The 25,712-nt window shown below is 69.0% G+C and carries 24 protein-coding genes and 1 pseudogene; 14 read left to right on the top strand and 11 right to left on the bottom strand.

Going from position 1 to position 25,712, the window contains the following annotated elements; all coding sequences use genetic code 11:
* Positions 1–221 precede the first annotated feature (221 nt).
* From gshB to CKO33_RS09300, 11 genes and pseudogenes are all read left to right on the top strand, one after another.
* Positions 222–1,187, top strand: coding sequence for a glutathione synthase (gshB, locus tag CKO33_RS09350; protein WP_200181810.1), 966 nt, complete (start codon positions 222–224; stop codon positions 1,185–1,187).
* Positions 1,184–2,260: an FAD:protein FMN transferase gene (locus tag CKO33_RS09345; RefSeq protein WP_200181808.1), complete on the top strand. Its 1,077-nt coding sequence runs from the start codon at positions 1,184–1,186 to the stop codon at positions 2,258–2,260. Before gshB ends, CKO33_RS09345 begins: the two co-directional genes overlap by 4 nt.
* Positions 2,257–2,616 (top strand): NusG domain II-containing protein, encoded by a 360-nt coding sequence (locus CKO33_RS09340; RefSeq protein WP_200181806.1) that lies wholly within the window; start codon positions 2,257–2,259, stop codon positions 2,614–2,616. Before CKO33_RS09345 ends, CKO33_RS09340 begins: the two co-directional genes overlap by 4 nt.
* A 13-nt stretch (positions 2,617–2,629) precedes the next feature.
* Entirely contained in the window at positions 2,630–3,148 is a 519-nt protein-coding gene (locus CKO33_RS09335; protein WP_200181804.1) for a Gx transporter family protein, read from the top strand.
* Positions 3,145–3,947, top strand: a pseudogene (locus CKO33_RS14015) (energy transducer TonB). Before CKO33_RS09335 ends, CKO33_RS14015 begins: the two are co-directional and overlap by 4 nt.
* A 74-nt stretch (positions 3,948–4,021) precedes the next feature.
* Positions 4,022–4,579, top strand: coding sequence for a YqgE/AlgH family protein (locus tag CKO33_RS09325; RefSeq protein WP_200181802.1), 558 nt, complete (start codon positions 4,022–4,024; stop codon positions 4,577–4,579).
* On the top strand, positions 4,572–5,036 hold the full coding sequence (ruvX, locus tag CKO33_RS09320; protein WP_242472571.1) for a Holliday junction resolvase RuvX: 465 nt from the start codon (positions 4,572–4,574) through the stop codon (positions 5,034–5,036). Before CKO33_RS09325 ends, ruvX begins: the two co-directional genes overlap by 8 nt.
* Complete coding sequence (gene pyrR, locus CKO33_RS09315) at positions 5,033–5,539, top strand: bifunctional pyr operon transcriptional regulator/uracil phosphoribosyltransferase PyrR (protein ID WP_200181800.1); 507 nt, start codon at positions 5,033–5,035, stop codon at positions 5,537–5,539. The genes ruvX and pyrR overlap by 4 nt, the downstream gene beginning before the upstream one ends.
* Entirely contained in the window at positions 5,536–6,561 is a 1,026-nt protein-coding gene (locus CKO33_RS09310) for an aspartate carbamoyltransferase catalytic subunit (RefSeq protein ID WP_200181798.1), read from the top strand. The genes pyrR and CKO33_RS09310 overlap by 4 nt, the downstream gene beginning before the upstream one ends.
* Positions 6,558–7,844 (top strand): dihydroorotase, encoded by a 1,287-nt coding sequence (locus CKO33_RS09305; protein ID WP_200181796.1) that lies wholly within the window; start codon positions 6,558–6,560, stop codon positions 7,842–7,844. Before CKO33_RS09310 ends, CKO33_RS09305 begins: the two co-directional genes overlap by 4 nt.
* Before the next feature lie 62 nt (positions 7,845–7,906).
* Positions 7,907–8,806, top strand: a complete 900-nt coding sequence (locus tag CKO33_RS09300; RefSeq protein WP_200181795.1) for a dihydroorotate dehydrogenase electron transfer subunit — start codon at positions 7,907–7,909, stop codon at positions 8,804–8,806.
* Positions 8,807–8,964: 158 nt separating this feature from the next.
* On the opposite strand, the gene CKO33_RS09295 is transcribed toward CKO33_RS09300, so the two are convergent.
* The 11 genes from CKO33_RS09295 to CKO33_RS09245 form a co-directional block, all read right to left on the bottom strand.
* On the bottom strand, positions 8,965–10,599 hold the full coding sequence (locus CKO33_RS09295; RefSeq protein WP_200181793.1) for an electron transfer flavoprotein-ubiquinone oxidoreductase: 1,635 nt from the start codon (positions 10,597–10,599) through the stop codon (positions 8,965–8,967).
* Between the two features lie 29 nt (positions 10,600–10,628).
* Entirely contained in the window at positions 10,629–11,579 is a 951-nt protein-coding gene (locus CKO33_RS09290) for an electron transfer flavoprotein subunit alpha/FixB family protein (RefSeq protein WP_200181791.1), read from the bottom strand.
* A gap of 1 nt (position 11,580) precedes the next feature.
* Positions 11,581–12,333 (bottom strand): electron transfer flavoprotein subunit beta/FixA family protein, encoded by a 753-nt coding sequence (locus tag CKO33_RS09285; RefSeq protein ID WP_200181789.1) that lies wholly within the window; start codon positions 12,331–12,333, stop codon positions 11,581–11,583.
* A 3-nt stretch (positions 12,334–12,336) separates the two neighbouring features.
* Positions 12,337–13,152 (bottom strand): universal stress protein, encoded by an 816-nt coding sequence (locus CKO33_RS09280; protein WP_200181787.1) that lies wholly within the window; start codon positions 13,150–13,152, stop codon positions 12,337–12,339.
* A gap of 29 nt (positions 13,153–13,181) precedes the next feature.
* Complete coding sequence (locus tag CKO33_RS09275) at positions 13,182–14,012, bottom strand: ABC transporter ATP-binding protein (RefSeq protein ID WP_200181785.1); 831 nt, start codon at positions 14,010–14,012, stop codon at positions 13,182–13,184.
* 64 nt (positions 14,013–14,076) lie between these two features.
* Positions 14,077–15,327 (bottom strand): ABC transporter substrate-binding protein, encoded by a 1,251-nt coding sequence (locus CKO33_RS09270; protein ID WP_200181783.1) that lies wholly within the window; start codon positions 15,325–15,327, stop codon positions 14,077–14,079.
* Between the two features lie 127 nt (positions 15,328–15,454).
* Positions 15,455–16,528: a branched-chain amino acid ABC transporter permease gene (locus CKO33_RS09265; RefSeq protein ID WP_200181781.1), complete on the bottom strand. Its 1,074-nt coding sequence runs from the start codon at positions 16,526–16,528 to the stop codon at positions 15,455–15,457.
* Positions 16,529–16,533: 5 nt separating this feature from the next.
* Positions 16,534–17,421: a branched-chain amino acid ABC transporter permease gene (locus CKO33_RS09260; RefSeq protein WP_200181780.1), complete on the bottom strand. Its 888-nt coding sequence runs from the start codon at positions 17,419–17,421 to the stop codon at positions 16,534–16,536.
* A gap of 3 nt (positions 17,422–17,424) precedes the next feature.
* Positions 17,425–19,401, bottom strand: coding sequence for an AMP-dependent synthetase/ligase (locus CKO33_RS09255; protein ID WP_200181778.1), 1,977 nt, complete (start codon positions 19,399–19,401; stop codon positions 17,425–17,427).
* On the bottom strand, positions 19,391–20,194 hold the full coding sequence (locus tag CKO33_RS09250; RefSeq protein ID WP_200181771.1) for an ABC transporter ATP-binding protein: 804 nt from the start codon (positions 20,192–20,194) through the stop codon (positions 19,391–19,393). Before CKO33_RS09250 ends, CKO33_RS09255 begins: the two co-directional genes overlap by 11 nt.
* A gap of 78 nt (positions 20,195–20,272) precedes the next feature.
* Positions 20,273–21,967 (bottom strand): AMP-binding protein, encoded by a 1,695-nt coding sequence (locus CKO33_RS09245; RefSeq protein WP_200181769.1) that lies wholly within the window; start codon positions 21,965–21,967, stop codon positions 20,273–20,275.
* 288 nt (positions 21,968–22,255) lie between these two features.
* On the opposite strand from CKO33_RS09245, the gene CKO33_RS09240 reads away from it, so the two are divergent.
* The 3 genes from CKO33_RS09240 (at position 22,256) to CKO33_RS09230 (ending at position 25,707) form a co-directional block, all read left to right on the top strand.
* Positions 22,256–22,735: a MerR family transcriptional regulator gene (locus CKO33_RS09240; protein WP_200181767.1), complete on the top strand. Its 480-nt coding sequence runs from the start codon at positions 22,256–22,258 to the stop codon at positions 22,733–22,735.
* A 136-nt stretch (positions 22,736–22,871) separates the two neighbouring features.
* Positions 22,872–24,038, top strand: coding sequence for an isovaleryl-CoA dehydrogenase (locus tag CKO33_RS09235; protein ID WP_200181765.1), 1,167 nt, complete (start codon positions 22,872–22,874; stop codon positions 24,036–24,038).
* Between the two features lie 61 nt (positions 24,039–24,099).
* A complete protein-coding gene (locus CKO33_RS09230) occupies positions 24,100–25,707 on the top strand; it encodes a carboxyl transferase domain-containing protein (protein ID WP_200181763.1) in 1,608 nt (535 codons plus the stop codon).
* The last annotated feature ends 5 nt before the right edge of the window (positions 25,708–25,712 follow it).

Genomic DNA, 25,712 nt, shown 5'->3' with positions numbered 1-25,712 from the left:
CGTGGTGTCTGCATCCCGGGTGTCTTCGCTCACGGCGCCCCCATCGGGCCCGGGAATCGGTAGGGCCCTGGAATCTGTGGACAGAGTCTCGAATCTACTGCAAGCTCCCGCAGCCCGCAAACGCCGGTGCCACGGTGTGTGAAATCGTCGACAGTGGGTTATCTTGTGGTGATGTCCGATCCAATCTACCCATTTCCCCTGCTGTCATGCGCGAGGACCCGATGAACGGCCCGCGAATCCGCCTCGGCGTGGTCATGGACCCGATCCGGGATATCCACTTCGCCAAGGACTCCACCCTGGCCCTGCTCCTGGCCGCCCAGGCCCGGGGCTGGTCCCTGCACTACATGGAACAGGGGGACCTGTTCCTGGAGGACGGCCGGGCCCGGGCCCGTTCCCGCCCCCTGGAGGTGCGCAACGACCCGGACGACTGGTTCACCCTGGGTCCCCCCGGGACCCATCCCCTGGCGGAACTGCAGGTGATCCTCATGCGCAAGGACCCGCCCTTCGACATGGAATACGTCTACAGCACCTATCTGCTGGAACAGGCCATGGCGGAGGGCTGCCTTGTGGTGAACCACCCCGCCGCCCTGCGGGACGCCAACGAGAAGCTGTTCACCGCCTGGTTCCCCCAGTGCTGCCCGCCGACCCTGGTGACCCGCGACCCGGCGCGGATCCGGGCGTTCCTGGCCCGGGAACGGGACCTGGTGGTCAAGCCCCTGGACGGCATGGGCGGAGCCTCGGTGTTCCGCCTGGCCCCCGGGGACAGCAACACCGGCGTCATCCTGGAGACGGTGACCGACCGCGGCCGGCGCACGGTCATGGCGCAGCGCTTCCTGCCCGAATTCACCCAGGGGGACAAGCGCATCCTGCTCATCGACGGGGAACCCGTGCCCTACGCCCTGGCGCGCATCCCCGCCGCCGGGGAGGGCCGGGCCAACCTGGCCGCCGGCGGCCGGGGCGAGGGGGTGGAACTGACCGATCATGACCGCTGGATCTGCACCCAGGTGGGCCCCAGACTCAAGGAAAAAGGTCTCCTGTTCGTGGGGTTGGACGTCATCGGCCGGTATCTCACCGAGATCAACGTCACCAGCCCCACCTGCATCCGCGAACTGGACACCCTCTACGGCCTGGACATCGGAGGGGAACTGATGGCCGCCATCGCCCGGCGCCTGGGGGAACCGGCATGACGGGGATCCGCCGCGGACGGCCATGGACCGCGGTGCTGCTGCTGGCCGCCCTGCTTCTGCTGGCGGGCTGTGACCGTCCGGAGATCCATCGCGAGCGCTTCTTCGCCTTCGGCACCCTGGTGGAGCTGAACGTCTACACCCGGGACGCGGCCCTGGCCCGGGCCGGGGCCGATGCAGTGCGCGCGGACCTGACCCGCATGCACCGAAACTGGCACGCCTGGGAACCCGGTCCCCTGCAGGAGGTCAACCAGGCCCTGGCCCGGGGCGAGGCCATCCGGCCGGACCCCGCGGTACTGGCCCCGATCCTGGAGGCCCGGGCCCTGTCGCAACGCACCGAGGGGCTGTTCAACCCGGCCATGGGCCGGCTCTTCGCCCTGTGGGGCTTCCAGTCGGACCAGGCGGCAGGTCCGCCCCCACCCCCGGAGGCGGTGGCGGCCCTGCTGGCCCGGGACCCGGACATGGCGGACCTGCAGCTGGAGGACGGGCGTCTGTCCACGCAGAACCCGGCGGTACAGCTGGACCTGGGGGCCTTCGCCAAGGGCTACGGGGTGCACCGGGCGGTGGATCACCTGCAGGCCCTGGGGATCGAGAACGCCATCCTCAACGCCGGCGGCGACCTGCGGGCCATCGGCCGCCCCGGCGACCGCCCCTGGCGCATCGGCATCCGCGACCCGGACGGCCAGGGGGTGCTGGCGGGGATCGAGATCCGGGGGGACGAGGCGGTGTTCACCTCCGGCGACTATGAACGCTATTTCACCCACAAGGAGACGCGCTATCACCACATCCTGGACCCGCGCACCGGCTATCCCGCCCGGGGCAGCCGCTCCGTGACCGTGATCCACGAGGACGCCGGGCTGGCGGATGCCGCCAGCACCGCCCTGTTCATCGCCGGCCCCGGACACTGGCCGCGCATCGCCGCCCGCCTGGGGGTGGACAAGGTCCTGCTGCTGGACGCGAAGGGGGTGGCCCACATGACCCCGGCCATGGCGGAGCGGGTGGCCTTCCGGGAGGCCCCGGCCGGGCAGCGCATCCATCCCCTGCCCGGCACACCGGCTGCGGTGGGAGGGCCATGACCCGCGGGGACGCCCTGGTGATCCTGCTGGCGGCGGCCCTGGTGGGCGGGGCCTACGTCCTGCTCTGGTCCCCCGCCGCCCCCGCCACCCAGGTGCGCATCGTCTCCGGCGAACGCGAGATCGCACGCCTGCCCCTGGACGAGCCCCGGCGCCTGGAGGTGCCCGGCCCGGCCGGGATCACTGTGGTGGAGATCCGCGACGGCGCCGCCCGCTGCGCCGCCTCCCCCGGCTCCCGCGGCATCTGCCAGCGGGCGGGCTGGCTGCGCCAGGCCGGGGACATGGCGGTGAGCCTGCCCAACCACGTCCTCATCGAGGTGCTGGGGGATAGCGGACGCTTCGACAGCATCAACTACTGACGCCCCCGGCGACATGGACCCCACCCCCCTGACCCCCACCCGGGAGGATCACCGCATCGCCTGGCTCTCGGCCCTGGCCATCGCCGTGCACCTCCTGGAGACCGCCCTGCCCAGCCCCCTGCCCGGGGTGAAGCCGGGCATGGCCAACGTGATCACCGTGCTGGTGCTGGTGTGGCTGGGCTGGCGCGCGGCCCTGTGGGTCACGGCCCTGCGGGTGCTGGCGGGCAGCCTGGTCCTCGGCACCTTCCTCAGCCCCACCTTCTGGCTCAGCGCCGCCGGCGCCACCTGCGGCCTGCTGGTCCTGGGGGCGGCCCACCGCCTGGCGGGCCGCTTCCTGAGCCCCTTGGGGCTCTCCGTCCTCGCCGCCCTGGCGCACATGCAGGGCCAGTTCCTCCTGGCCTGGTGGCTGTTCATCCCCCATCCGGCCCTGCTCACCCTGCTGCCGGTGTTGCTCTCCTTCGCCCTGGCCTTCGGCCTGCTAAGCGGTACAATGGCGACCATGATGCATCGACGGCTTCTGCCTGCCCGGTGAGCGCCCCGCCCCCACCCCACCCTGCAAGCCCCGGCGACCGCCTGGGTGTGACCCTCCTGCTGGCGGCGGCCGTGCACGGCCTGCTGATCTTTGGCCTGGGCTTTGACCTGCTGCCGGAACGCCCCGATGACTCCACTGCCGGGGTGGAGGTGGTGCTGGTGCAGATGCACTCCGAGACCCCGCCGCAGCACGCCGAGCGCATCGCCCAGGTGGACCAGGCCGCCGTCGGCCAGGGCCCCGAGGACGCCCGCCCCGGCAGCCCGGTGACCGGTCCGGAACCGGGCCGGGGGCAGGCCCCGCGGGACCTGCCCGAGCGCCGCCTCGGGGCTGCTGAGCACCTTCGCCGCCCCCCGATACCTCGACGCTGGTGCAGCGCAGCCTGCGCATGGCCCGCCTCAGCCCCCAGATCACGGCCCGGGACAGCCTCCGGGCCCCGCGGGCCGACACCCTCTACCTGGATGCCCTGAGCGCCCGCTCCGCCGTGGAGGCCGCCTATCTGGAGGCCTGGGTGCGCAAGGTGGAGCGGGTGGGCAACCTCAACTACCCGGACGAGGCCCGCCGCCGCCGGCTCACGGGCTCGCTGGTGCTGAGCGTGCTGCTGGACCGGGAGGGCCGGGTCCTGGAGATGGAACTGGCGGCCAGTTCCGGGGAACGGGTCCTGGACGACGCCGCCCGGCGCATCGTGGAACTGGCCGCCCCCTTCGCCCCCTTCCCGCCGGAACTGCGCCGGGAGCACGACCGGATCATGATCACGCGCACCTGGGTCTTCAAGGGGGACCAGGCCCTGCATACCCGCTGATCCCCCGGCGGATGCGGCGGCATGAAGCAAGCGTGTAAACTGGGACTCACCACCCTGATGCATGCCCGGGACCGATGGAAAACGCCAACTTCACAGATCAGTTCCTGATCGCGATGCCCTCCCTGGAGGATCCGAACTTCTTCCATTCGGTGGCCTACGTCTGCGAACACAGCGACGAGGGCGCCATGGGGATCGTCATCAACCACCCCACCGAACTCACCCTGGGATCAGTGCTGGAGCACATGGGCATCACCGCCGAGGCGCCGGTGGAGCAGGTGCCCGTTTACAACGGCGGCCCGGTGCAATCCGACCGCGGCTTCATCCTCCACAGCAGCGGGCAGCGCTGGACCTCCACCATGCAGGTAAGCGAGGCCATTGCGGTGACCACCTCCCGGGATATCCTGGAGGCCATGGCCGCCGGCGAGGGACCGGAGCTCTACCTCATCGCCCTGGGCTACGCCGGCTGGGGGCCGGGGCAACTGGAGCAGGAGATCGGCGACAACGCCTGGCTCACCTGCGACGCGGATACCGACATCCTCTTTCACCAGCCGGCGGAGCGACGCTGGCAGGCGGCCGCCGGACGCCTGGGGGTGGACCTGTCCCTGCTCAGCGGCCAGAGCGGCCATGCCTGAGGCGACGGCCATGGCCGCGGGTCAAACGGTGGAGACCGTCCTCGGGCTGGACTACGGGGAGCGGCGCATCGGCGTGGCCGTGGGCAACGTCTTCACCGGCACCAGCACCCCCCTGGAGACCCTGCCCGCCCACCACGGCAAACCCCGCTGGGCGCCTCTGGACCGCCTCATGGAGGAATGGCGGCCGCAACTGCTGGTGGTGGGCCAGCCGCAGACGGACGACGGCACGGAACATCCCCTGGCACGGCGCATCCAGGCCTTCTCCGACCGTCTGCGGGCGCGTTACGGCCTGCCGGTGCGCTGGGTGGACGAGCAGTTCACCTCCGCCGAGGCCGAGGCCCACCTGCGGGCGGCGCGACAGGAAGGCCGGCGCGGCCGCATCCGCAAGGAGGATATCGACGCCCTGGCGGCGGCCGTGCTGCTGGAACAATGGCTCACCAAGGGAGATCCCGCATGAGCGCACACGTGAACACCCTGCTGGACCGCATGGCCGAGGCGCTGCACCAACAGCCCGCCCTGCAGCGGGGGGAACCCGCCCTGGTGGGCATCCACACCGGCGGCGTCTGGGTGGCCCAGAGGCTGCAGCAGCGCCTGGGGCTGGAAACCCCGCTGGGCCAGCTGGACATCTCCTTCTACCGGGATGACTTCAGCCGCATCGGCGTGCACCCGGAGGTGAAGCCCTCCAGCATCCCCTTCACCGTGGAGGACCGCCCCATCATCCTGGTGGACGATGTCCTGTTCACCGGGCGCACCATCCGCGCCGCCATGAACGAGATCTTCGATTACGGCCGCCCCGCCTCCATCACCCTGGCGGTGCTGGTGGAGCGGGCGGGGCGGGAACTGCCCATCCAGGCGCAGGTGGTGGGGGAACACCTGGAGCTGGCCCCGAAGCAACGGGTGAAGCTGCGCGGCCCCGACCCGCTGCGCCTGGAGATCATGCAACTGGAGGGCAACCGATGACCGCACCGGAAACCGCTGCGACGGCTGCGGAGCGCCCCTCGGGGCCCCTGCCCCCCTCCATGCAGTTCACCCCCGAGGGCCGGCTGCGCCATCTGCTCACCATCGAGGGGCTCTCCCCCGAACGGATCACGGAGATCCTGGACACCGCCGAGTCCTTCGTGGGCACCAATGCACAGACGGTGAAGAAGGTGCCGCTGCTGCGGGGCAAGACGGTGATGAACCTCTTCTTCGAGGCCAGCACCCGCACCCGCACCACCTTCGAACTGGCGGCCAAGCGCCTCTCCGCCGACGTGCTCAACATCAACATCAGCACCTCCTCCACGGTGAAGGGGGAGAGCCTGCTGGACACCCTGCGCAACCTGCAGGCCATGTACGTGGACATGTTCGTGGTACGCCATGCCGACAGCGGCGCCGCCCACTTCATCGCCCGCCACGTGGCCCCCCATGTGAGCGTGCTCAACGCCGGTGACGGCCGCCACGCCCACCCCACCCAGGCGCTTTTGGACATGTTCACCATCCGCCGCCACAAGGGGGACTTCTCCCGCCTGAAGGTGGCCATCGTCGGCGACATCCTCCATTCCCGGGTGGCCCGCTCGCAGATCCAGGCCCTGAACCTGCTGGGCACCGGCGAGGTGCGGGTGATCGGCCCCAAGACACTGCTGCCGGCCCACGTGGAGGACCTGGGGGTGCGCCCCTTCCACGACATCCGCACCGGGCTCAAGGACGTGGACGTGATCATCATGCTGCGCCTGCAGCGCGAGCGCATGGACAGCGGCCTGCTCCCCTCCGAGCACGAATTCTTCCAGCTCTGGGGGCTGAACGAGGAGCGCCTGGCGCTGGCGGCCCCCGACGCCATCGTCATGCACCCGGGGCCGGCCAACCGCGGCGTGGAGATCGACTCGAGGGTGGCGGACGGTCCCCGCTCGGTGATCCTGGAGCAGGTGACCTATGGCATCGCCGTGCGCATGGCGGTCATGTCCCTGATCGTCGGGGCCAGCGTCAACCAAGGGGCGGCACAATGAGGCTATTGATCGAACAGGGCCGGGTGGTGGACCCGGCCCAGGGGCTGGACCGGGTGACGGACCTGTTCATCCAGGGGGGCGAGGTGGTGGCCCTGGACACGCCCCCCGAGGGATTCACCCCGGACCGGCGCATCGACGCCCGGGGCCATCTGGTCCTGCCGGGGCTGGTGGACCTGGCGGCGCGCCTGCGTGAGCCCGGTGACGAGAACAAGGCCACCATCGCCTCGGAGACCCGGGCGGCGGCCAGCGGCGGCATCACCACCCTGGTCTGCCCCCCGGACACCCACCCCCCGGTGGACTCCCCGGCCCAGATCGAGCTCATCCACCGCCGCGCCAAACAGGCCTGCGGCGTGCGCGTGCATCCCCTGGGGGCCCTCACCGCCGGGCTCGAAGGTCGCCAGCTCTCGGACATGGCCGCCCTGAAGCGGGCCGGGGCCGTGGGCATGAGCCAGGCCCTGCACCCGGTGGAGAGCCCCATGCTCCTGCGCCGGGCCCTGGAATACGCCGCCAGCCACGACCTCACCGTATTCCTGCACCCCATCGACCACGCCCTGGCGGGTGCCGGCTGCGTGCACGAGGGACGCGTCGCCACCCGCCTGGGTCTGCCGGGCATCCCGGAGGCGGCGGAGACCGCTGCCCTGGGGCTGCTCCTCGCCCTGGCGGCCCAGACCGGGGCCCGTATCCACCTCTGCCGCCTGTCCACGGCCCGGGGCGCCGCCCTGGTGGCCCGGGCCGCCGCGGACGGCCTGGCGGTGACCGCCGATGTCTGCGCCCATCAGCTGTTCCTGACCGAGGCGGATGTGGAGGACTTCAACGCCCTGTGCCACGTGCTGCCGCCGCTGCGCACCCGGGCGGACCGGGACGGACTGCGCCGGGCCGTGGCCGAGGGGCACATCCAGGCCATCTGCTCGGACCACCAGCCCCACGAGGCGGACGCCAAGCTGGCCCCCTTCCCCGCCACCGAGGCGGGCCTCTCCGCCCTGGAGACCCTGCTGCCCCTGACCCTGCGCCTGGTGGAGGAAGGGGTGCTGCCGCTGCTGGAGGCAGTGCGCCGCATCACCCGGGGCCCCGCGGACATCCTGGGCATGCCCCTGGGCACCCTGGCCCCCGGGACCCGGGCGGACCTGATCCTGGTGGACCCGCAGCGCCCCTACGCCCCGGCGGCGGAACGCTGGTACAGCGCGGGGCACAACAGCCCCTTCCTGCACTGGCGCTTCCAGGGACGTGTGACCCACACCCTCTCCGGCGGACGCGTCATCCACGAAACCGCCGGCCGGGAATAGCCCCGGACCGGCCAAGCACCCGCCGCCCCCATCCCAGAACGCCTGCAAAGACAACCATCACCATGCACAAGCCCCATCGCGGCACCATCTTCTCTGAAGAGGCCCCGGTCCTGGCCCACACGGCCCATCCGGGGGATCAGTACATCCTGCGCCTGCAGGCTCCCCAGTGCGCCGGGCGGGCCCGGCCCGGGCAGTTCGTGCACCTGACCTGCGACCCCCAGCTGCCCCTGCGCCGGCCCATCTCCATCCTGCGCACCGACCCCCGGGCCGGCTGGGTGGAACTGCTCTACAAGGCCGTGGGCCGGGGCACGCGCCTGCTGGCCCGGCGCCGGGAGGGGGACCGGATCGGCCTTTTGGGGCCCATCGGCCGCGCCTTCGACCCACCCCACGGCGACCGTCCCCGGGCCCTGCTGCTGGGGGGCGGGGTGGGCATGCCCCCCATGATCTTCCTGGCCGAGGCCCTGCGCCGGGACCCGGTGGCCGAACCCTTCGTCCTCCTGGGGTCGGAGGTGCCCTTCCCCTTCACCCCCGTACCCTCCCGCATCCTGGTGCCGGGGATACCCGAGGGGGTGATCGCCGCCATGCCCCTGCTGGAGGACTGGGGCGTGCCCTCCCGGCTCACCAGCGGCGCGGGACTGCCCGGCTGCCACGGGGGGTATGTCACCGACCTGGCCCGTCTCTGGCTGGAGGCCCTGCCCCCCGGGGAGCGGGATCGGGTACAGATCTACGCCTGCGGCCCCCACCCCATGCTGGCCGCCAGCGCCGCCCTGGCCCGGGAATACCACCTCCCCTGCCAGGTCTCCCTGGAGGAGTACATGGCCTGCGGCGTGGGGGGCTGTGCCGGCTGCGTGGTGGAGGTGGCCACGGACCGGGGACCGGCCATGCGGCGGGTATGCGTGGACGGCCCCGTGTTCGACGCCCGGGCGGTGTTCGGCGCGCCCCAGGATCGGGCTTCCGGCTGATCCGCCCAGGAAACCGCTCCAGGGGGATCCCCCCGGCCTTCGGCGAAGGCAACCACCGGGCCGGACCCGGCTCAAGCCCGGTTGCGGGGCCCCGGATGGACACCCGCCCCATGGCTCAGGCCGGGGGGATCCCGCGCAGGTGAGCCGTGGGGCGGGCCTCAAAGGTCGGGATAATTGGGGCCATCCCCCCCCTGGGGCACGCACCAGTCGATGTTCTGCCCCGGGTCCTTGATGTCACAGGTCTTGCAGTGGACGCAGTTCTGGGCGTTGATCTGCAGGCGCTGCCCACCGTTGCCGTTGTCCACGTATTCGTAGACCCCCGCGGGGCAATAGCGGGCCTCGGGCCCGTCATACACCGGCAGGTTCAGGGCGGTGGGCTTGGTGGCATCCCGCAGCTTCAGGTGCACCGGCTGGCCCTCTTCGTGGTGGGTATTGGAGAGGAACACCGAGGCGAGGCGGTCAAAGGTGATGCGCCCGTCGGGCCGGGGATAGTCGATGGGCCGGGAGACCGCGGCGGGCCGAAGCTGGGCATGGTCCTCCCGGTGATGCAGGGTCCAGGGGGCCCGTCCCCGCAGCAGGTAGGTGTCCATGGCCGAGAGGGTGATCCCGGGCCACAGTCCACGGCGAAAGGCGGGCCGGATGTTGCGGGCGCGGCGCAGTTCCCGCATCACCCAGGTGGCCTCCAGCCGCTGACGCAGGTCGTCCGCATCCGTCCCCTCGGGGGCCTCGCCACGGAGCCGGTCCAGGATGGCCTCGGCGGCGGTCATGCCCGACTTCATGGCGTTGTGGGTACCCTTGATCTTGGGCACGTTGAGAAAGCCGCTGCTGTCCCCGGCGATGAAGCCCCCGGGGAAACTCAGCCGCGGCAGGCTCTGCCAGCCCCCCTCCACCAGGGCGCGGGCACCGTAGGCGATGCGCCGCCCCCCCTCGAACAGGGGCCGGATGGCCGGATGGGTCTTGAAGCGCTGCATCTCCTCGAAGGGGCTCAGGTAGGGATTGGCATAGTCCAGACCCACGATCAGCCCCACGGCCACCCGGCGCTCGTCCAGGTGATAGAGGAAGGAACCGCCGTAGGTGCCGTTGTCCAGGGGCCAGCCCACGGTGTGCACCACCCGGCCCGGTTCGTGGAGGGGGGAATCCACCTCCCAGAGTTCCTTGATGCCCAGGCCGTAGGTCTGGGGGTCGCAGTCCCGGCGCAGGTCGAAACGGGTCATTAGCTGCTTGGCCAGGGAGCCGTGGCAGCCCTCGCAGAACAGGGTCTGGCGGGCATGCAGTTCCACCCCCGGTTCGAAGCGGAGCCCCTCGCTGCCGTCGGGATTGCGCCCCATGTCCGCCGTGGCCACGCCGCGCACCGCCCCCTGATCGTCATAGAGGATCTCGGCGGCGGGAAAGCCCGGCAGGATTTCCACCCCCAGGGCCTCGGCCTGCCGGGCCAGCCAGCGGCAGAGGTTGCCCAGGCTGACGATGTAATTACCCTTGTTGTGCATCTGCGGCGGGGCCATGAGGGGAATGGCCCGTCGCCGGGTCAGCCACAGGAAACGGTCCTTGCGGGCCGGGGTATTCAGGGGAGCCCCCTGCTCGCGCCAGTCGGGCAGGAGTTCATCCAGGGCACGGGGCTCGACGATGGCCCCGGAGAGGATGTGTGCCCCCACCTCGGAGCCCTTCTCCAGGACACAGACCGACAGGTCTTCCCCCTGCTCCGTGGCCCGTTGCCGAAGCCGGATCGCGGCCGCGAGGCCGGCGGGGCCGGCCCCCACGATGACCACATCGAACGGCATGCTTTCTCGTTCCACGGGCTGCTCCTCCGTCCAGACCGGGGCCGTCAGGCCCCCTTCTCCGCCAGGGCCTTCAGGCCGTCCCGCAGGGCGGGCAGGGCCTGGTTCAGATCCGCCACCAGGGCATAGTCGGCCACCTGCATCAGCGGGGCCTCCTCATCGCGGTTGATGGCCACGATCACCCGGCTGTCCTTCATGCCGGCCCAGTGCTGGATGGCCCCGGAGATGCCGGCGGCGATGTAGAGTTCGGGGGCCACCACCTTGCCCGTCTGCCCCACCTGGCAGTCATTGGGCATGTAACCGGCATCCACGGCGGCGCGGGAAGCCCCCAGGGCGGCATGGAGGGCATCGGCCACCTCCGCCAACAGGGCGAAGCCACCTTCATCCCCCACACCCCGGCCGCCGGAGACCACCACCCGGGCGCTGCCCAGATCCGGCCGCTCCGAACGGGTCATGGTGGCGTCCACGTGGCGGGACAGCCCCGGATCCTCCCCGGCCGGGATGGCCACCACCTCGGCCTGGCCGCCGTCCGCCGCGGGGGCAAAGGCGGTGGGACGCACCGTAAGCACCTTGATCGCCTCCTCGCAGACCACCCGGGCCAGGACGTTGCCGGCGTAGATGGGACGCTGGAAGGTGTCGGGGGCCTCAATGGCGGTGATGTCCGACACCTGGGAGACGTCCAGTCCCGCCGCCACCCGGGGCATGAGATCCTTGCCCTGGGAGGAGGCGGCGGCCACCAGGGCCGTATACTCGCCGGCCCGGGCCAGAACGGCCCGGGCCATGGATTCCGCCAGGGGATGGGCGTAGAGGGGGGCATCACAGACCAGGACCTTCGCCACCCCCGAAAGGGCCGCGGCCTGCTGCGCCGCCGGTGCGCAATCCTGCCCCAGCACCAGCACATGGACGTCCCCGTCCAGGGCGGTGGCGGCGGTCACGGCCCGGCGCGTCACCTCGGCCAGGGTGTGATGATCGTGTTCAGCTATCACCAGGACGGTCATGTCAGATCACCTGTGCTTCGTTCTTGAGCCGGTCCAGCAGTTCCTCGACGCTGGCCACGCGCACACCGGGGCCCCGTTCCGGGGGGGCGGTAACAGCCACCACACGGGTGCGTGCGGTCAGGTCCACTCCCAGCTCCGCCACGGCCCGCCGGTCCAGTGGTTTTTTTTTGGCTTTCATGATGTTGGGCAGTTTCAGGTAGCGCGGTTCGTTGAGCCGCAGGTCGGTGCTCACCACCGCCGGCAGGGATAGGGCCACGGTGCGGGTGCCCCCGTCCACCTCGCGGGTGACCCGGGCCTCGCCGTCTTGCACCTCCAGCCGGCAGGCGAAGGTCCCCTGCCCCCATCCCAGGCGGCCCGCCAGCATCTGGGCCGTCTGATTGCAGTCGTCATCGATGGCCTGCTTGCCCATGATCACCAGATCCGGCGCCTCCTCGGCCACCACGGCGGCCAGGATGCGGCTGATGACCACCGGCTCGAAGTCCGTCGTATCGCTCTCCAGCAGCAGGGCGCGGTCAGCGCCGAAGGCCAGGGCGGAGCGCAGGGTGTCCTGGCAGTCACCGGAACCGATGCTCACGGCCACCACCTCATCCACAACGCCCCCTTCCTTCAGGCGCATGGCCTCTTCCATGGCGATCTCATCGAAGGGGTTCATGGACATCTTGGCATGGGCGGTATCCACCCCCGTGCCATCGGGCCGGGGGCGAACGCGCACGTTGTAGTCCACCACGCGCTTGACCGGTACAAGGACCTTCATGGGTTACTCCTTCTCGAACGATTCGTCGGGGCGCAGCACCAGCACCGGGGAACGGGCGGTGTGCACCACTTCGCGGGCGAAGCTGCCCATGACCACCCGCTGCAGGCCCGTGCGGCCATGGGTGGTCATGGCGATCACCGCCCCCTGGATCAGGGCCGAGTAGTCCACCACGGCCCGGGCCACATCCTTGCCGTGGAGGACATCCCAGTTGGCCTGGACCCCGTACTGCTCGGGCAGGTGATCCGCCAGGCGCCGCAGGTAGACCCATTCCCCGGTATCCCCGCCCTGGCCGAAACGGGGCCTGAGCACCTGGATCAGGCGCAGGTCGGCGCCAATGGAGCGGGCGAAGGTCACCGCCGGCTCCAGCATGGCCTCGGACAGGGGCGAGCCATCGAGACAGACCAGTACCGTGCGGATGGGGCCGCTCCATTCGTCGGCCAGTTCCGGCCCCGCCAGCAGCAGGGGGCGATGGGACTGGCGCAGCAACTGTCCGGCCACGCTGCTCACCACCGCCTCCCCCACCACGCTGCGGGCCTCGGTGGCCATGACCACGGGATCTTCGGGGGCGGCGCGCACCGTCTTGAGGATGCCCTCGGGCACCGTGGGATGGCTGATCACCTCCACGAGACCGTCGTTCAGGCCCCGGGAGGCCAGCAGGCCGCGCAGCACGGTCTCCCGCTCCGCCCGATCCTGGTCGCGTTCCACCACCGAGAGCAGGCGCACCGGCACCCCGAGCTGTCCGGCCAGGGACAATCCGGGGCGCAGGGCCGCCTGGGAGACGGCGGAGGGGTCCATGGGGATGATGACGGTCGCGGACATGGCGGGCTCCTTGTGGGCGGGATCGGGCATCAGGCCAGCCAGCGCTTGCGGCGCCGGTAGTGTTTGACGTTGAGATAGTCCACCTTGCCCGCACCCCCCAGGTAGAACTCCTGCACGTCCGGGTTCTCCCGCATGACGCGGGCCTCACCGCTCATCACCACGTGGCCGTTCTCCAGCAGGTAGGCGTAGTCCACCACCCCCAGGGCGGCGGCGGCGTTCTGCTCCACCAACAGCACACTGGTGCCCTGGTCGCGGTTGATCTCGCGGATGATGCCGAAGATCTCCTGCACCAGCAGCGGCGACAGCCCCAGGCTGGGTTCATCCAGCATGATCAGCTTGGGTTCGGTCATGATGGCCCGGCCGATGGCGAGCATCTGCTGCTCGCCCCCGGAGAGATACCCGGCCTTGGTGCGGGCCCGTTCCTTGAGGCGTGGAAAGTAGGTGAACACCTGTTCCTTGAGCTCCTGATAGCGCTGGCGGCTGCCGCGGGTGGCGTAGGCCGCCATGAGATTATCCTCCGGGGTGAGGTGGCCGAAGATGCGCCGCCCCTCAAGGACGTGCACCAGGCCGCTGGCCACCCGCTGCGGGGGCGGCAGGGGCAGCAGGTCGATGCCGTCGAAGCGGATCTCCCCCCGGGTCACCAGCCCCCGTTCCGGGGCCAGCAGGCCGCTGATGGACTTGAGCGTGGTGCTCTTGCCCGCCCCGTTGCTCCCCAGCAGGGCGACCATCTGGCCCGGCTCGATGCGCAGGGACACCCCCTTGATGGCGAGAAAGACCTTGTCGTACACCACCTCCACATTGCCCAGCTCCAGCAGGGGCCGGGCGGTTTCCGGGGGGATGGCATGGGCTGTATCGTGCATGGTCACGGTCCTGTTGCCGATGGGATCGGAAGGGGCCGCCCCCCAGGGGGGCGGCCAGGGGGCCTCAGCGCCCTTCCCGGAACGCCGCGGCGTCCTGCTCGATCTCCTCCCAGACGATGTCCTGATAGGCGTGGAACCAATCGGTCACCGGCTCCCAGGCCGCGCCGTTCCACTGGGACACACGACCGTAGCCACCCCCCTGGTGATCCTTATGGGTGAGGGTGACGGGGGGCATCAGACCCCGGGCATCGAAGCCGTCGATCATCTCGAAGCCCCGGCGCAGCTTGTCGCCGGTGAGGGGGGCGCCGAACTCGTCCAGGGCCAGCCGGGCCGCCTGCACGGAAACGGCCATGGTGGCCACACCGATGTTGTAATAGCTGGAACCCACGTTCTCCATGGGACCGCTGCCGAGGCCGGGCTCGATCACATACTGGATGATGTCCTGGAGGACATCATGGTCGGTCCCGGTGCCCACCGCCTCGAAGCGCTTGACCCCCTTCATGTAGCGGCTGCCCACATTGCGGGCGTCGGTCTCCGCCAGCCAGACCACCGAGAGGATGTCCTCCTGGCGGATGCCGTTGCGGATGGCCTCCCGCACGGAGACCTGCTGACCGCCGCCGGCACCCCAGATGATGACGTGATCGGGGCGGTAGCGGCGCACGTCGGACCAGGTGGCGGACTGCTCGGTGCCCGGGCTCGGATAGGGGAAGTTGCGCAGCTCAAAGCCCTTGCGCTCGGCCAGGGTCTCCAGCACCGGCAGGGGTTCGCGGCCAAAGGGCGAATCGATGTGCACCAGGGCGATGCGCTTGCCTTCCAGGCCGCCCTGATGCTCCTCGATGTAGTGGGCCAGGACCGCCGCCTGGGACCAGTAGGTGGCCATCATGGGGAAGACATAGGGGAAGGTCTCGCCGTCACTGGCATCGCCACGGCCGTGCAGGGCCGTGATCATGACCATCTCGTCCTCCAGCACCCGGTTCACCGCCGCCCGGGAGACAGGGGTGCTGAAGAAGTCCACCAGCACGGCCCCCTCGCGCCGGGCCCGGTTGTAGGCCTCCAGCCCCCGCTGGGGCTCATTGGCGGTGTCGCGGATGATGGGCTCGATGGGGTGGCCATCGATGCCCCCGGTCTCGTTGATCATGCGCAGGTAGTCCTGCTGTCCCTGATTGTATTCGGTGCTCACGAAGGTGTAGACCGCCGTGAAATCCTGCAACAGGGCAAAGTGGATCGGCTCCTTCTCCTGGGCCTGGGCCATCCCTCCCAGGCCCAGGGCCGCGGCGCCGGCGAGGCCGGCCAGATACTGGGTGAACTGCTTCATCGGAACACTCCTCCAACGGTTGGTCGAGCCCCCGCGGGGGCGATGGCGCCGGACCGGCACGGTTCTGTCTTCCCTGCCCGGGATCTTCCCTGTGGATCTTTCATCTCCCGGCCCGGATGCGTCTGCCTCAGCTCTGGGTGTGGCGGAAAGGCCACACCAGGAAATACTTGCGCAGGTTGTCGTAGATCTTGGCCAGACCCAGGGGCTCGAACAGGATCACCCCGATGATCAGCGCCCCGTACACCATCAGCGGGATATGGGCAATGAGGTTGAACGAGATGGGCAACCAGTCGATCTGGGCGGCCCCGGCCAGCAGGTTGGTGAGCAGGATGGGCAGCAGCAGTACGAACCCCGCACCCAGATAGGCCCCGATGACACTGCCCAGCCCCCCCACCAGCACCATGGCCACCAACTGGATGGAGACGTTGAAGCCGAACTGCTCCGGGGTCACCGCCTGGTAGTAGCAGAAGGCCAGGATGGCGCCGGTGACGCCGCCGAGAAAGGAGCTGACGAAGAAGGCCAGGAGCTTGAAGCGCACCGGGTTCACGCCGATCACCGCGGCGGCGAAGTCCTTGTCCCGTACCGCCACCAGGGCGCGGCCGAAGCTGCTGCGCCGGATGTTGAGCAGCAGCAGGGTCACCACCACGGTCCACAGCAGGGCCATGTAGTAGAGGCTGGCATCGCTTTGCAGCGGCACGAACAGGAAACGCACGTCGGGGGTGTTGAGGGTGGCCTGGGCCCCCCCGGAGATGGCCGGGACGTTGACGATGACCCACTCCACCAGATACTGCATGGACAGGGTGGCCATCACCAGATAGAGCCCCTTCACCCGCAGGGCCGCGGCCCCGAAGGCGCTGCCGATGACGGCGGAGGACAGCCCCGCCCCCAGCAGGGCCAGCTCGAAGGGGACACCGGCGCGGGTCAGATGGATGCTGGTGTAGGCCCCGATGGCGAGCACGGCGGCGAAGCCGAAGTGCAGCTGTCCGGCCATCCCCATGAGCAGGGTCAGGGACAGGGCCGCCGCGGTCCAGATGAGCCAGGGCAGCATATAGCTGGTGAGATAGAGATCGGACAGCAGCACAGGGGCCAGCAGGGCCAGGGCGCCGAGGACGTACAGGATGCGCCGGTCGGCCGGGATGGGCCACAGGGCCCGGGCGGAGACATAACGCGTGTGCTTGATGCCGGACAGTCGGTAGAACATGGCGCTCAGACCCTCTCGATGTCTTCACGGCCGAAGATGCCGTGGGGACGGAACATGATGGTCAGCAGGATGATCAGGGAGGTGACCACGTCGCGGGTACCGCCCCCCACCAGAGGATCCACATAGCCCGGGATGACGCTGCCCAGAACCCCCACGATGAGACCGGCCACCAGCACCCCGTAGATGCTGTCCAGCCCCCCCAGGATGACCACGGCGATGGCGGGGAACAGCAGGGTGGTGAGGGTCCAGTCCACCCCCTGCACCGAGCCCCACATGGCCCCGGCGGCCACCGCCGCGATGCCCGCCAGGCCCCAGGAGATGCCCACGGCCCGTTCCACGGAGATGCCCACGGCCCAGCTGGAGACGTGATCGTCCGAGACCGCCCGCAGCTTGGTCCCCACCCGGGTGCGGAAGAAGAGTAGGGAGAGGACCACCATGACGCCGCCGATGGCCGCACCAACCAGGTACTCCCGGTTGATGAACACCTCCCCGACGATGATGGGCATCATGTTCAGCCCCAGATCCAGGCTCTTGGGTGCGGCCCCGAGAAAGCCCGGGCCGATGCCCCGCAGCAGGCTCTCCAGGCCCAGGGTGAGCATGACCACCATGATGATGGGCTGGCCCACCATGCGCCGCAGCAGCAAGCGCTCGGTGAGCAGCCCGAGGAAGAACATGGCCACCAGGGCCAGCAGCAGGGCCAGGACGATGGGCAGGGCCAGCATGCTGGAGAAGACCCAGACCAGATAGGCGGCGATCATCACCATCGCCCCCTGGGCCAGATTGGGCACGCCGGAGGACTTGTAGATGAGCACGATGCCCAGGGCCACCAGGCTGTACATCCAGCCGGTGAGGGCGCCGTTGACGGTCAATTCGAGCAGGAACTGGAAATCCATGCCTCAGGCCTCCTTCGCTGCATGGGCCAGGGGGATGTCCGCCACCGCCAGATGGCGCTTGAGGGTGCCCGATTCGCCGCTCTCGTAGCTGATGCGGGCCTCGAACTCCAGGGCGGTACGGCCGTCGTAGAGGGCTTCGATGATGGGGGCATAGTGCTGGTCGATAACCTTGCGCCGGAGCTTGCGGGTGCGGGTGACCTCGCCGTCGTCCGGATCGAACTCCTTGTGCAGATTGACGAAGCGGCGGATCTTCAGACCCTGGGGCAGGACGGCATTCACGTGGGCGATCTCGCCGCGCACCAGTTCGTACACCTCCGGTTTCTGGGACAGGTCGGAAAAGGAGGTGTAGGCCACCCCCTGCTCCTCGGCCCAGTGGCCCGTGGCCTCCAGATCGATGACGATCATGGCGGCCAGGTGGTCCCGCCCCTGTCCCAGGATGCAGGCATCCTTGATGTACTGGCTGAACTTCAGGCGGTTCTCCACGTAGGTGGGGATGAACCGCTCGCCGGCGGCGGTGTACACCACCTCGGATACCCGGCCCAGGACCACCAGCTGGCCATCGTCCTCCAGATAGCCCGCATCCCCGGTGTGCATCCAGCCGTCCTGCAGGGTCTCGGCGGTGGCCTTGGGGTTGTCGAAATAGCCATCGAAGACGTTCTCCGAACGCACCAGGATCTCGCCGTCCTCTTGGATCCGTACCTCCACCCCCGGGAAGGGGCGACCGGCGGTGTGCAGGCTGACGGAATCCGGGTCCTGGGCGGCGCATAGGGCGCAGTTCTCCGTCTGGCCGTAGAACTGGCGCAGGTTCAACCCCAGGGCACGGAAGAAGAGGAACACGTCCTCACCCATGGCCTCGCCGGCGGTATAGGCCCGCTGCACCCGGCCCAATCCCAGGTGATCCTTGACGGGGCCGTAGATCATCACCTCCCCCACCCGGCGCCAGAGGCGTTCCAGGGCAGTGGGGGCGCTTCCCTCCAGGCGGCGGCGTTCCAGTTCCACGGCAAAGGGCATGAAGTGTTGATACAGCCGCCGTTTCAGGGGTGAGGATTCGTTGATGCCCACCTGGATGCGGGTGAGCATGTTGGACCAGGCCCGGGGGGAACTGAAATACAGGGTGGGGGCGATCTCCCGCAGGTCGTGGAGGGCCGTCTCCTGCTTTTCGGGGATGTTGACGGTGAAACGCAGGGCCAGGGCCGCGCCGATGGAGAAGATGAAGTCCCCCACCCAGGCCATGGGCAGGTAGGCCATATGCTCCTCCCCCTCCTGGAAATAGCCGGCGGCGGCGGCATTGCGCACCCCGGAGAGGATATGACCGTGCTTGATGGGCACCCCCTTGGGGGCGCCGGTGGTGCCGGAGGAATGCAGCAGCACGGCGGTGTCATGGACCCGGGCGCGGGACTGCAGGTCCGCATCGAGACCGGGGCGATGATACCTGCAGGAGCGCCCACGGGCACGCAGATCCGCCACCGACATCCCCCCCTCCGGCTCCTGCCCCTCCAGGCCCCGGGGATCATCAAAGAGGAGGGTCTTGAGGCCATCGTACCCCTGTGCCCGGATCCCCAGGAGCTTGTCCACCTGCTCCTGGTCCTCCACCAGGGCGCAGCGGATGGCCTCGGCCTCCATCTGCCGCCGGATCTCATCGGGGGGGGTGTCGGGATAGGCGGGGGACGGGATGGCCCGCAGGGCCACCGCCGCCACCATGCCCAGATACAGGGCGGGCCGGTTGTCCCCGATCACCAGGATGCGGTCTCCCGGGGCCACCCCGCAGGCCTCCAGACCGGCGGCCATATCCATCACCTGTTCCAGGTAGTCGCGCCAGGTGTATTCCTTCCAGATGCCCCGGTCCCGCTCCCGCAGGGCCACCTCATCGCCGTGATCCCGGGCGTTGTCCACCAGCAGACGGATGAGGTGATCCTCCTCCCGCCAGCCGGGGTGCAGGTTCTGCTGCGGATCGTCTTGCTGTCGGCGTTCAGGCTGCATCTTGCATCTTCCCGATGTAGGCCGTGACCACGGCGGGATCGTTGATGGCCTCGCGCGTGGGACCCTCGGCGATCTTCTCCCCGTTGTTGAGCACCACCGCCCGGTTGCAGATGGCGGTGACCACGTCCATGTGGTGCTCGATCAGGAGCATGGTGACCCCCATGGCATCCCGGGCATCCAGGATGAAGCGCACCATGTACTCCTTCTCCTCCTGGTTCATGCCCGCCATGGGCTCGTCCAGCACCAAAAAACGGGGCTCGGCGCACAGGGCCCGGGCCAGTTCCACCCGCTTCTGCAGACCCAGGGGGATCACCTCCACGGGCTCGTCCCGCACCCCCTCCAGCTGCAAAAGGTCGATGATCTCCTCCACCCGGAGGCGATGTTTCACCTCCTCCCGCTGCGCCCACCACCAGTAGAACAGGGATGCCAGGCTGCTGGGCCGCATGAAGATGTGCCGCCCCAGCAGGATGTTGTCCAGCACGCTCAGGCCCTTGAACAGGGCCACGTTCTGGAAGGTGCGGGCGATGCCCTGACGGGCGATGCGATGGGGCTTGAGTCCCTGGATGGGCTCCCCCAGGAAGCGGATGCTCCCCTCCTGGGGCGGATAGAACCCGGTGATGGCGTTCACCAGGGTGGTCTTGCCCGAGCCGTTGGGGCCCACCAGCCCCAGGATCTCCCCCTGCCGCACCGACAGGGAGATCCCCTTGAGCGCCTGCAGGCCGCCGAACCAGCGGCAGACCCCGTCGCATTCCAGCACCGTATCCGGGCCGGCGGCTGCCTGTTGCTGCGTCATGCCCTCACTCCTTCCGGAAACCTTGTGATGCCTCGGGGCGCGGTGCCCCTGGATGCCCCCGATGAACCCCGGGACGGTTCAGCCCTGCCCTGCCGTATCCTGCCCCAGCCCCAGTGCCTCCAGGCTCTCGTCCTTGAGCATGAAGCGCAGGGCACGGCCGGTACTGCGGGGAAACCGCTCGTAGAGACGGACATGGGCCGGGATCTTGTAGTGGGCGATCTCACCACGGCAGAAGGCCTGCACCGCCTCCGGGGTGAGGTCGCTCGCGGTCACCCGCACGCAGGCGCAGACCGTCTCACCGAGGCGCGCGTCGGGGACCCCCACCACCACGGCCTCCGCGATCTGCGGATGGGTGGTGAGAAAGTCCTCGATCTCCCGGGGATAGATGTTCTCACCGCCACGGATGATGACGTCCTTGACCCCGCCGACGATGCGGCAGTAGCCGTCCTCATCCAGGCAGGCCAGATCGCCGGTGTGCAGCCATCCCGCCTCATCGATGACCCGGCGGGTGAGCTGGGCATCATTCCAGTAGCCGCGCATGACGCTGTAGCCGCGCACGCACAGCTCCCCCGCCTCCCCCCGGGGCAGGATGCAGCCCTCCCCGTCGATGATCTTGGCCTCCAGGTGGGGCCGCAGGGTGCCCACGGTATTCAGGCGCCGATCCACCGGGTCGTCCACATCGCTCATGAACGACACCGGGGAGGATTCGGTCATGCCATAGGCGATGGTCACCTGGTCCATATGCATGCGCGTCATCACCTGATCCATGGTCTCCGGCGGGCAGGGGGCCCCGGCCATGATGCCGGTGCGCAGGGTGGAGAGATCGAAATCCGCGAAACGCTCCTGCTCCAGCATGGCCTTGAACATGGCGGGCACGCCGTAGAGGGCGGTGCACCCCTCGGCCTGGACGGCCTCCAGGGTCTGGGCGGGATCGAATGCCTCGCCGGGATAGACCATGGTGCTGCCGTGGGCCAGACAGGCCATATTGCCCATGACCATGCCAAAGCAGTGGAACAGGGGCACGGGGATGCAGACCCGGTCCTCCGGCCCCAGGTGCAGGGTGCGCCCCACCATGGCCCCGTTGTTGAGGATATTGTGATGGGTGAGGGTGGTGCCGGCGGCCTCGCCGCCGGTGGCATTGCTGAACTGGATGTTGACGGGGTCATCGAAATCCACCGCCGCGGACAGCGCGTCCACCTGTGCCCGTGCCTGTGGGGAGGCGCTCTCCAGCAGCCCCGCAAAACGGTGCATGCCGGGCACCTCTTCCTCCCCTGCCTGGATGACCTGACGCAGATCCGGCACCGCGGCGGCCTGCAACGCGGCCCCCGCCTGCCGATCCCGATCCGACAGCAGTTCCTGCACCATGGCCAGGTAGTCGCTGGTCTTGAAGGCCGGCTGGATGATCAGGGCCCGGGCCTGCACCTGATTCAGAAAGCGCTGCACCTCCCCCCTGCGGGCCCCGGGGTTGATGTTCACGGCGATCATGCCCACCCGGGCGGCAGCCAGCAGGGACAGGGTCCATTCCGCCCGGTTCATGAGCCACAGGGCCACCCGATCCCCGGGCACCAGCCCCAGATCCAGAAAGGCCGCCGCCAGGACCGAGGCCTGGTGATCCAGGGCCTGCCAGGTCCAGCGCACGCCATGGGCACAGTCCACCAGGGCCAGGCCCTCGGGGCGCTGCCCCGCCAGCTCGCGCAGCCGGTCCCCCAGGGTGCACCCCATGAGCGGAGCCGTCCCCACGCCGTGCAGGTAGCTGTGGCCGTGCTGCTGCATGCAACCTCCTCCCCCTTGCCGGCGTTCATCTGATTGACGCCGTTCTGGTTATTACGTTATGGGGCAATTTAGTTACCGTTTACGTATACGTCAACCTTTTTTTGCCCCCTTCTCCCGGCCCCGCTCAGGATGCCGCAGTGCATCAAACCCCCTTCACGCAGCTCAACTTTTTCGTACAATAGGAAAAGAGGATCTGATATGGTTCCGTAAAGTGACGTGAACGTTAAGGGAAAGCAAGTGATTCCCCTGCGATCCCCCCGATCCACCAGCACGGAGCGTGTGACGGCCATGACCCACCCCCAACCCTTCGTCCTCCGGGACAACGACACCGGTGGCACCACCTACACCATCGGCGAACTGGCCCGGGAATTCGGCATCACCACCAGGGCCATCCGCTTCTACGAGGACGAGGGCCTGCTCTCCCCCCAACGGGTGGGCTCCAAGCGGCTCTACCGGCGCCGGGACCGGGCCCGGCTGAAGCTGATCCTGCGCGGCAAGCGCCTGGGCTTCACCCTGGCGGAGATGCGCGAGGCCTTTGAACTCTATGACGAAGCCCACGGCGAGGCCCGCCAGCTCAAATACTACCTGAGCGTACTGGAAGAGAAGCGGGCCCAGCTGCTGCAGCAGCGCCAGGACCTGGAGGAGACTCTGGAGGAACTGGAGCAGTCCTACAGCCACTGCCGGCAGCTGCTGGAGACCCAGGAACGCCAGGGCAAGGCCACGGAAGAAAAGGACCTCCCCGCCCCCCGATCCTCCACCGGCACCTGAAGCACGGCCTCCCCGCGCCGCCGGGCATCCCGCTTTCCATATCCCCTGCCCACCGCTGGATCCGGCTGCAGTGAAAAATTGACGTTTACGTCAACGTCATTTAATCTCGGCTCAAACCACCCAAAGGACTTCCGTCATGAGCCACTACCCCACTCTGGACTTTGACCTGGGCGACGAGATCAACATGCTGCGGGATGCCGTGGCCGAGTTCGCGGCGGCGGAGATCGCCCCCCGGGCGGCGCAGATCGATCAGGACAATCTCTTCCCGGCGGACCTGTGGCCCAAGCTGGGGGAGATGGGGCTGCTGGGCATCACCGTGGACGAGGCCTACGGCGGCAGCGGAATGGGCTATCTCGCCCACATGGTGGCCGTGGAGGAGATCTCCCGGGCCTCGGCCTCGGTGGGCCTGTCCTACGGCGCCCATTCCAACCTGTGCGTCAACCAGATCAAGCTCAACGGTACCGAGGAGCAGAAACAGAAATACCTGCCGGGGCTCCTCTCCGGGGAACAGGTGGGGGCCCTGGCCATGTCCGAGCCCGGCGCCGGCTCCGACGTGGTGGGCATGCGCCTGCGGGCCCGCCGCGAGGGGGATCATTACATCCTCGACGGCAACAAGATGTGGATCACCAATGGCCCCGAGGCCAGCACCCTGGTGGTCTATGCCAAGACCGACCCGGAGGCGGGCCCCAAGGGCATCACCGCCTTCATCGTGGAACGGGACATGCCCGGTTTCTCCACGGCGCAGAAGCTGGACAAGCTGGGCATGCGCGGCTCCAACACCTGTGAACTGATCTTCGAACAGTGCCGGGTACCGGCAAAGAACATCCTGGGCCGCGAGGGCGAAGGGGTGAAGGTACTCATGTCCGGCCTGGACTACGAGCGTGCCGTGCTGGCCGCCGGCCCCCTGGGCATCATGGCCGCCTGCATGGATGTGGTCCTGCCCTACGTGCATGAGCGCAAGCAGTTCGGTCAGTCCATCGGTGAGTTCCAACTCATGCAGGGCAAGCTGGCGGACATGTACGTCACCCTCAACGCCTGTCGCGCCTATGTCTATGCCGTGGGTCGGGCCTGTGACCGGGGCCAGACCAGCCGCAAGGATGCCGCCGGGGCCATCCTCTACGCCGCAGAGAAGGCCACCTGGATGGCCCTGGAGGCGATCCAGTGCCTGGGGGGCAACGGGTATATCAACGAGTACCCCACCGGGCGCCTACTGCGGGACGCCAAGCTCTACGAGATCGGTGCCGGCACCTCCGAGATCCGCCGCATGCTGATCGGGCGCGAACTGTTCAAGGAGACCCGCTGACCCCGCCGGACCCCCAGCGGGTCCATTCCAGCATCTGCCATCCACCGGGGCAGGGAGACCGATGAGCGTCATCAAAACCAAGATCAATCCGCGTTCGGAGGCATTCGAGGCCAACCGGGCGGCCATGGGTGAACTCGTGGCGGATCTGCGCCAGCGGGTGGCCCGGGTACGGCAGGGGGGCAGCGAAAAGGCCCGGGAACGGCATCTGTCCCGGGGCAAGCTGCTGCCCCGGGAGCGTATCCGTGTGCTGCTGGACCCGGGATCCCCCTTTCTGGAGATCGGCCAGCTGGCGGCCCTGGGGCTCTATGAGGATCAGGTCCCGTCAGCGGGGGTGATCGCCGGCATCGGCCGCGTCTGCGGGCGGGAATGCATGGTGGTGGCCAATGATGCCACGGTGAAGGGGGGGACCTATTACCCCATGACCGTGAAAAAGCACCTGCGGGCCCAGGAGATCGCCCGGCAGAACCGGCTGCCCTGCATCTATCTGGTGGACTCCGGCGGGGCCAATCTGCCCACCCAGGACGAGGTCTTCCCGGACCGGGACCACTTCGGACGCATCTTCTATAACCAGGCGGTGATGTCCTCCGAGGGCATCCCGCAGATCGCCGTGGTGATGGGATCCTGCACAGCGGGCGGGGCCTACATGCCGGCCATGGCCGACGAGAGCATCATCGTGCGCGAACAGGGCACCATCTTCCTGGCCGGTCCGCCCCTGGTGAAGGCGGCCACCGGGGAGGTGGTCAGCGCCGAGGAACTGGGTGGGGCCGATGTCCATTCCCGGGTGTCGGGGGTCACGGACCACTACGCCCTCAATGATGCCCACGCCCTGGGCCTGGCCCGCCGCTGCGTGAGCCATCTCAACGGCCGCAAGCGGGTGGAACTGGACCTGCAACCCCCGCGCCCGCCCCTGTACGACCCGCAGGAGCTGGGGGGCATCATCCCCCGGGACAGCCGCAAGCCCTTCGACGTGCGCGAGATCATCGCCCGCATCGTCGACGCCTCGGAACTGGACGAGTTCAAGGCCCTCTACGGCACCACCCTGGTGTGCGGCTTTGCCCGCATCCACGGCTACCCCGTGGGCATCGTGGCCAACAACGGGGTGCTCTTCTCCGAATCGGCCCTCAAGGGGGCCCATTTCGTGGAACTGTGCAGTCAGCGGGGCATCCCCCTGGTCTTTTTGCAGAACATCACCGGCTTCATGGTGGGGCGCAAGTACGAATCCGGCGGCATCGCCAAGGACGGGGCCAAGATGGTCACGGCCGTGGCCTGTGCCCGGGTACCCAAGCTCACGGTGCTCATCGGCGGCAGTTTCGGCGCCGGCAACTACGGCATGTGCGGCCGGGCCTATTCCCCGCGTTTCCTGTGGATGTGGCCCAACGCCCGCATCTCGGTCATGGGCGGGGAGCAGGCGGCCGGGGTGATGGCCCAGGTGCGGCGGGACACCCTGGAACGCCAGGGCAAGACCTGGTCCGGGGTGGAGGAAGAGGCCTTCAAGGCCCCCATCCGGGAGCAGTACGAACACCAGGGCCACCCCTACTACGCCACCGCCCGGCTCTGGGACGACGGCGTGATCGACCCGGCCCAGACCCGCATGGTGCTGGCCCTGGGACTCTCCGCCAGCCTCAATGCCCCCGTGGAAGACACCCGCTTCGGTGTCTTTCGCATGTGATCCGA

This window comes from Ectothiorhodospira mobilis (assembly GCF_016584115.1).
GTDB lineage: Bacteria > Pseudomonadota > Gammaproteobacteria > Ectothiorhodospirales > Ectothiorhodospiraceae > Ectothiorhodospira > Ectothiorhodospira mobilis.
This window is presented reverse-complemented; position numbering and strand designations above follow the sequence as displayed.

Bases quoted from the DNA above. Each gene is read 5' to 3' on its own strand.
- gshB (WP_200181810.1), top strand. From the start codon at position 222: ATGAACGGCCCGCGAATCCGCCTCGGCGTGGTCATGGACCCGATCCGG.
- CKO33_RS09345 (WP_200181808.1), top strand. From the start codon at position 1,184: ATGACGGGGATCCGCCGCGGACGGCCATGGACCGCGGTGCTGCTGCTG.
- CKO33_RS09340 (WP_200181806.1), top strand. From the start codon at position 2,257: ATGACCCGCGGGGACGCCCTGGTGATCCTGCTGGCGGCGGCCCTGGTG.
- CKO33_RS09335 (WP_200181804.1), top strand. From the start codon at position 2,630: ATGGACCCCACCCCCCTGACCCCCACCCGGGAGGATCACCGCATCGCC.
- CKO33_RS09325 (WP_200181802.1), top strand. From the start codon at position 4,022: ATGGAAAACGCCAACTTCACAGATCAGTTCCTGATCGCGATGCCCTCC.
- ruvX (WP_242472571.1), top strand. From the start codon at position 4,572: ATGCCTGAGGCGACGGCCATGGCCGCGGGTCAAACGGTGGAGACCGTC.
- pyrR (WP_200181800.1), top strand. From the start codon at position 5,033: ATGAGCGCACACGTGAACACCCTGCTGGACCGCATGGCCGAGGCGCTG.
- CKO33_RS09310 (WP_200181798.1), top strand. From the start codon at position 5,536: ATGACCGCACCGGAAACCGCTGCGACGGCTGCGGAGCGCCCCTCGGGG.
- CKO33_RS09305 (WP_200181796.1), top strand. From the start codon at position 6,558: ATGAGGCTATTGATCGAACAGGGCCGGGTGGTGGACCCGGCCCAGGGG.
- CKO33_RS09300 (WP_200181795.1), top strand. From the start codon at position 7,907: ATGCACAAGCCCCATCGCGGCACCATCTTCTCTGAAGAGGCCCCGGTC.
- CKO33_RS09290 (WP_200181791.1), bottom strand. From the start codon at position 11,579: ATGACCGTCCTGGTGATAGCTGAACACGATCATCACACCCTGGCCGAG.
- CKO33_RS09285 (WP_200181789.1), bottom strand. From the start codon at position 12,333: ATGAAGGTCCTTGTACCGGTCAAGCGCGTGGTGGACTACAACGTGCGC.
- CKO33_RS09280 (WP_200181787.1), bottom strand. From the start codon at position 13,152: ATGTCCGCGACCGTCATCATCCCCATGGACCCCTCCGCCGTCTCCCAG.
- CKO33_RS09275 (WP_200181785.1), bottom strand. From the start codon at position 14,012: ATGCACGATACAGCCCATGCCATCCCCCCGGAAACCGCCCGGCCCCTG.
- CKO33_RS09270 (WP_200181783.1), bottom strand. From the start codon at position 15,327: ATGAAGCAGTTCACCCAGTATCTGGCCGGCCTCGCCGGCGCCGCGGCC.
- CKO33_RS09265 (WP_200181781.1), bottom strand. From the start codon at position 16,528: ATGTTCTACCGACTGTCCGGCATCAAGCACACGCGTTATGTCTCCGCC.
- CKO33_RS09260 (WP_200181780.1), bottom strand. From the start codon at position 17,421: ATGGATTTCCAGTTCCTGCTCGAATTGACCGTCAACGGCGCCCTCACC.
- CKO33_RS09255 (WP_200181778.1), bottom strand. From the start codon at position 19,401: ATGCAGCCTGAACGCCGACAGCAAGACGATCCGCAGCAGAACCTGCAC.
- CKO33_RS09250 (WP_200181771.1), bottom strand. From the start codon at position 20,194: ATGACGCAGCAACAGGCAGCCGCCGGCCCGGATACGGTGCTGGAATGC.
- CKO33_RS09245 (WP_200181769.1), bottom strand. From the start codon at position 21,967: ATGCAGCAGCACGGCCACAGCTACCTGCACGGCGTGGGGACGGCTCCG.
- CKO33_RS09240 (WP_200181767.1), top strand. From the start codon at position 22,256: ATGACCCACCCCCAACCCTTCGTCCTCCGGGACAACGACACCGGTGGC.
- CKO33_RS09235 (WP_200181765.1), top strand. From the start codon at position 22,872: ATGAGCCACTACCCCACTCTGGACTTTGACCTGGGCGACGAGATCAAC.
- CKO33_RS09230 (WP_200181763.1), top strand. From the start codon at position 24,100: ATGAGCGTCATCAAAACCAAGATCAATCCGCGTTCGGAGGCATTCGAG.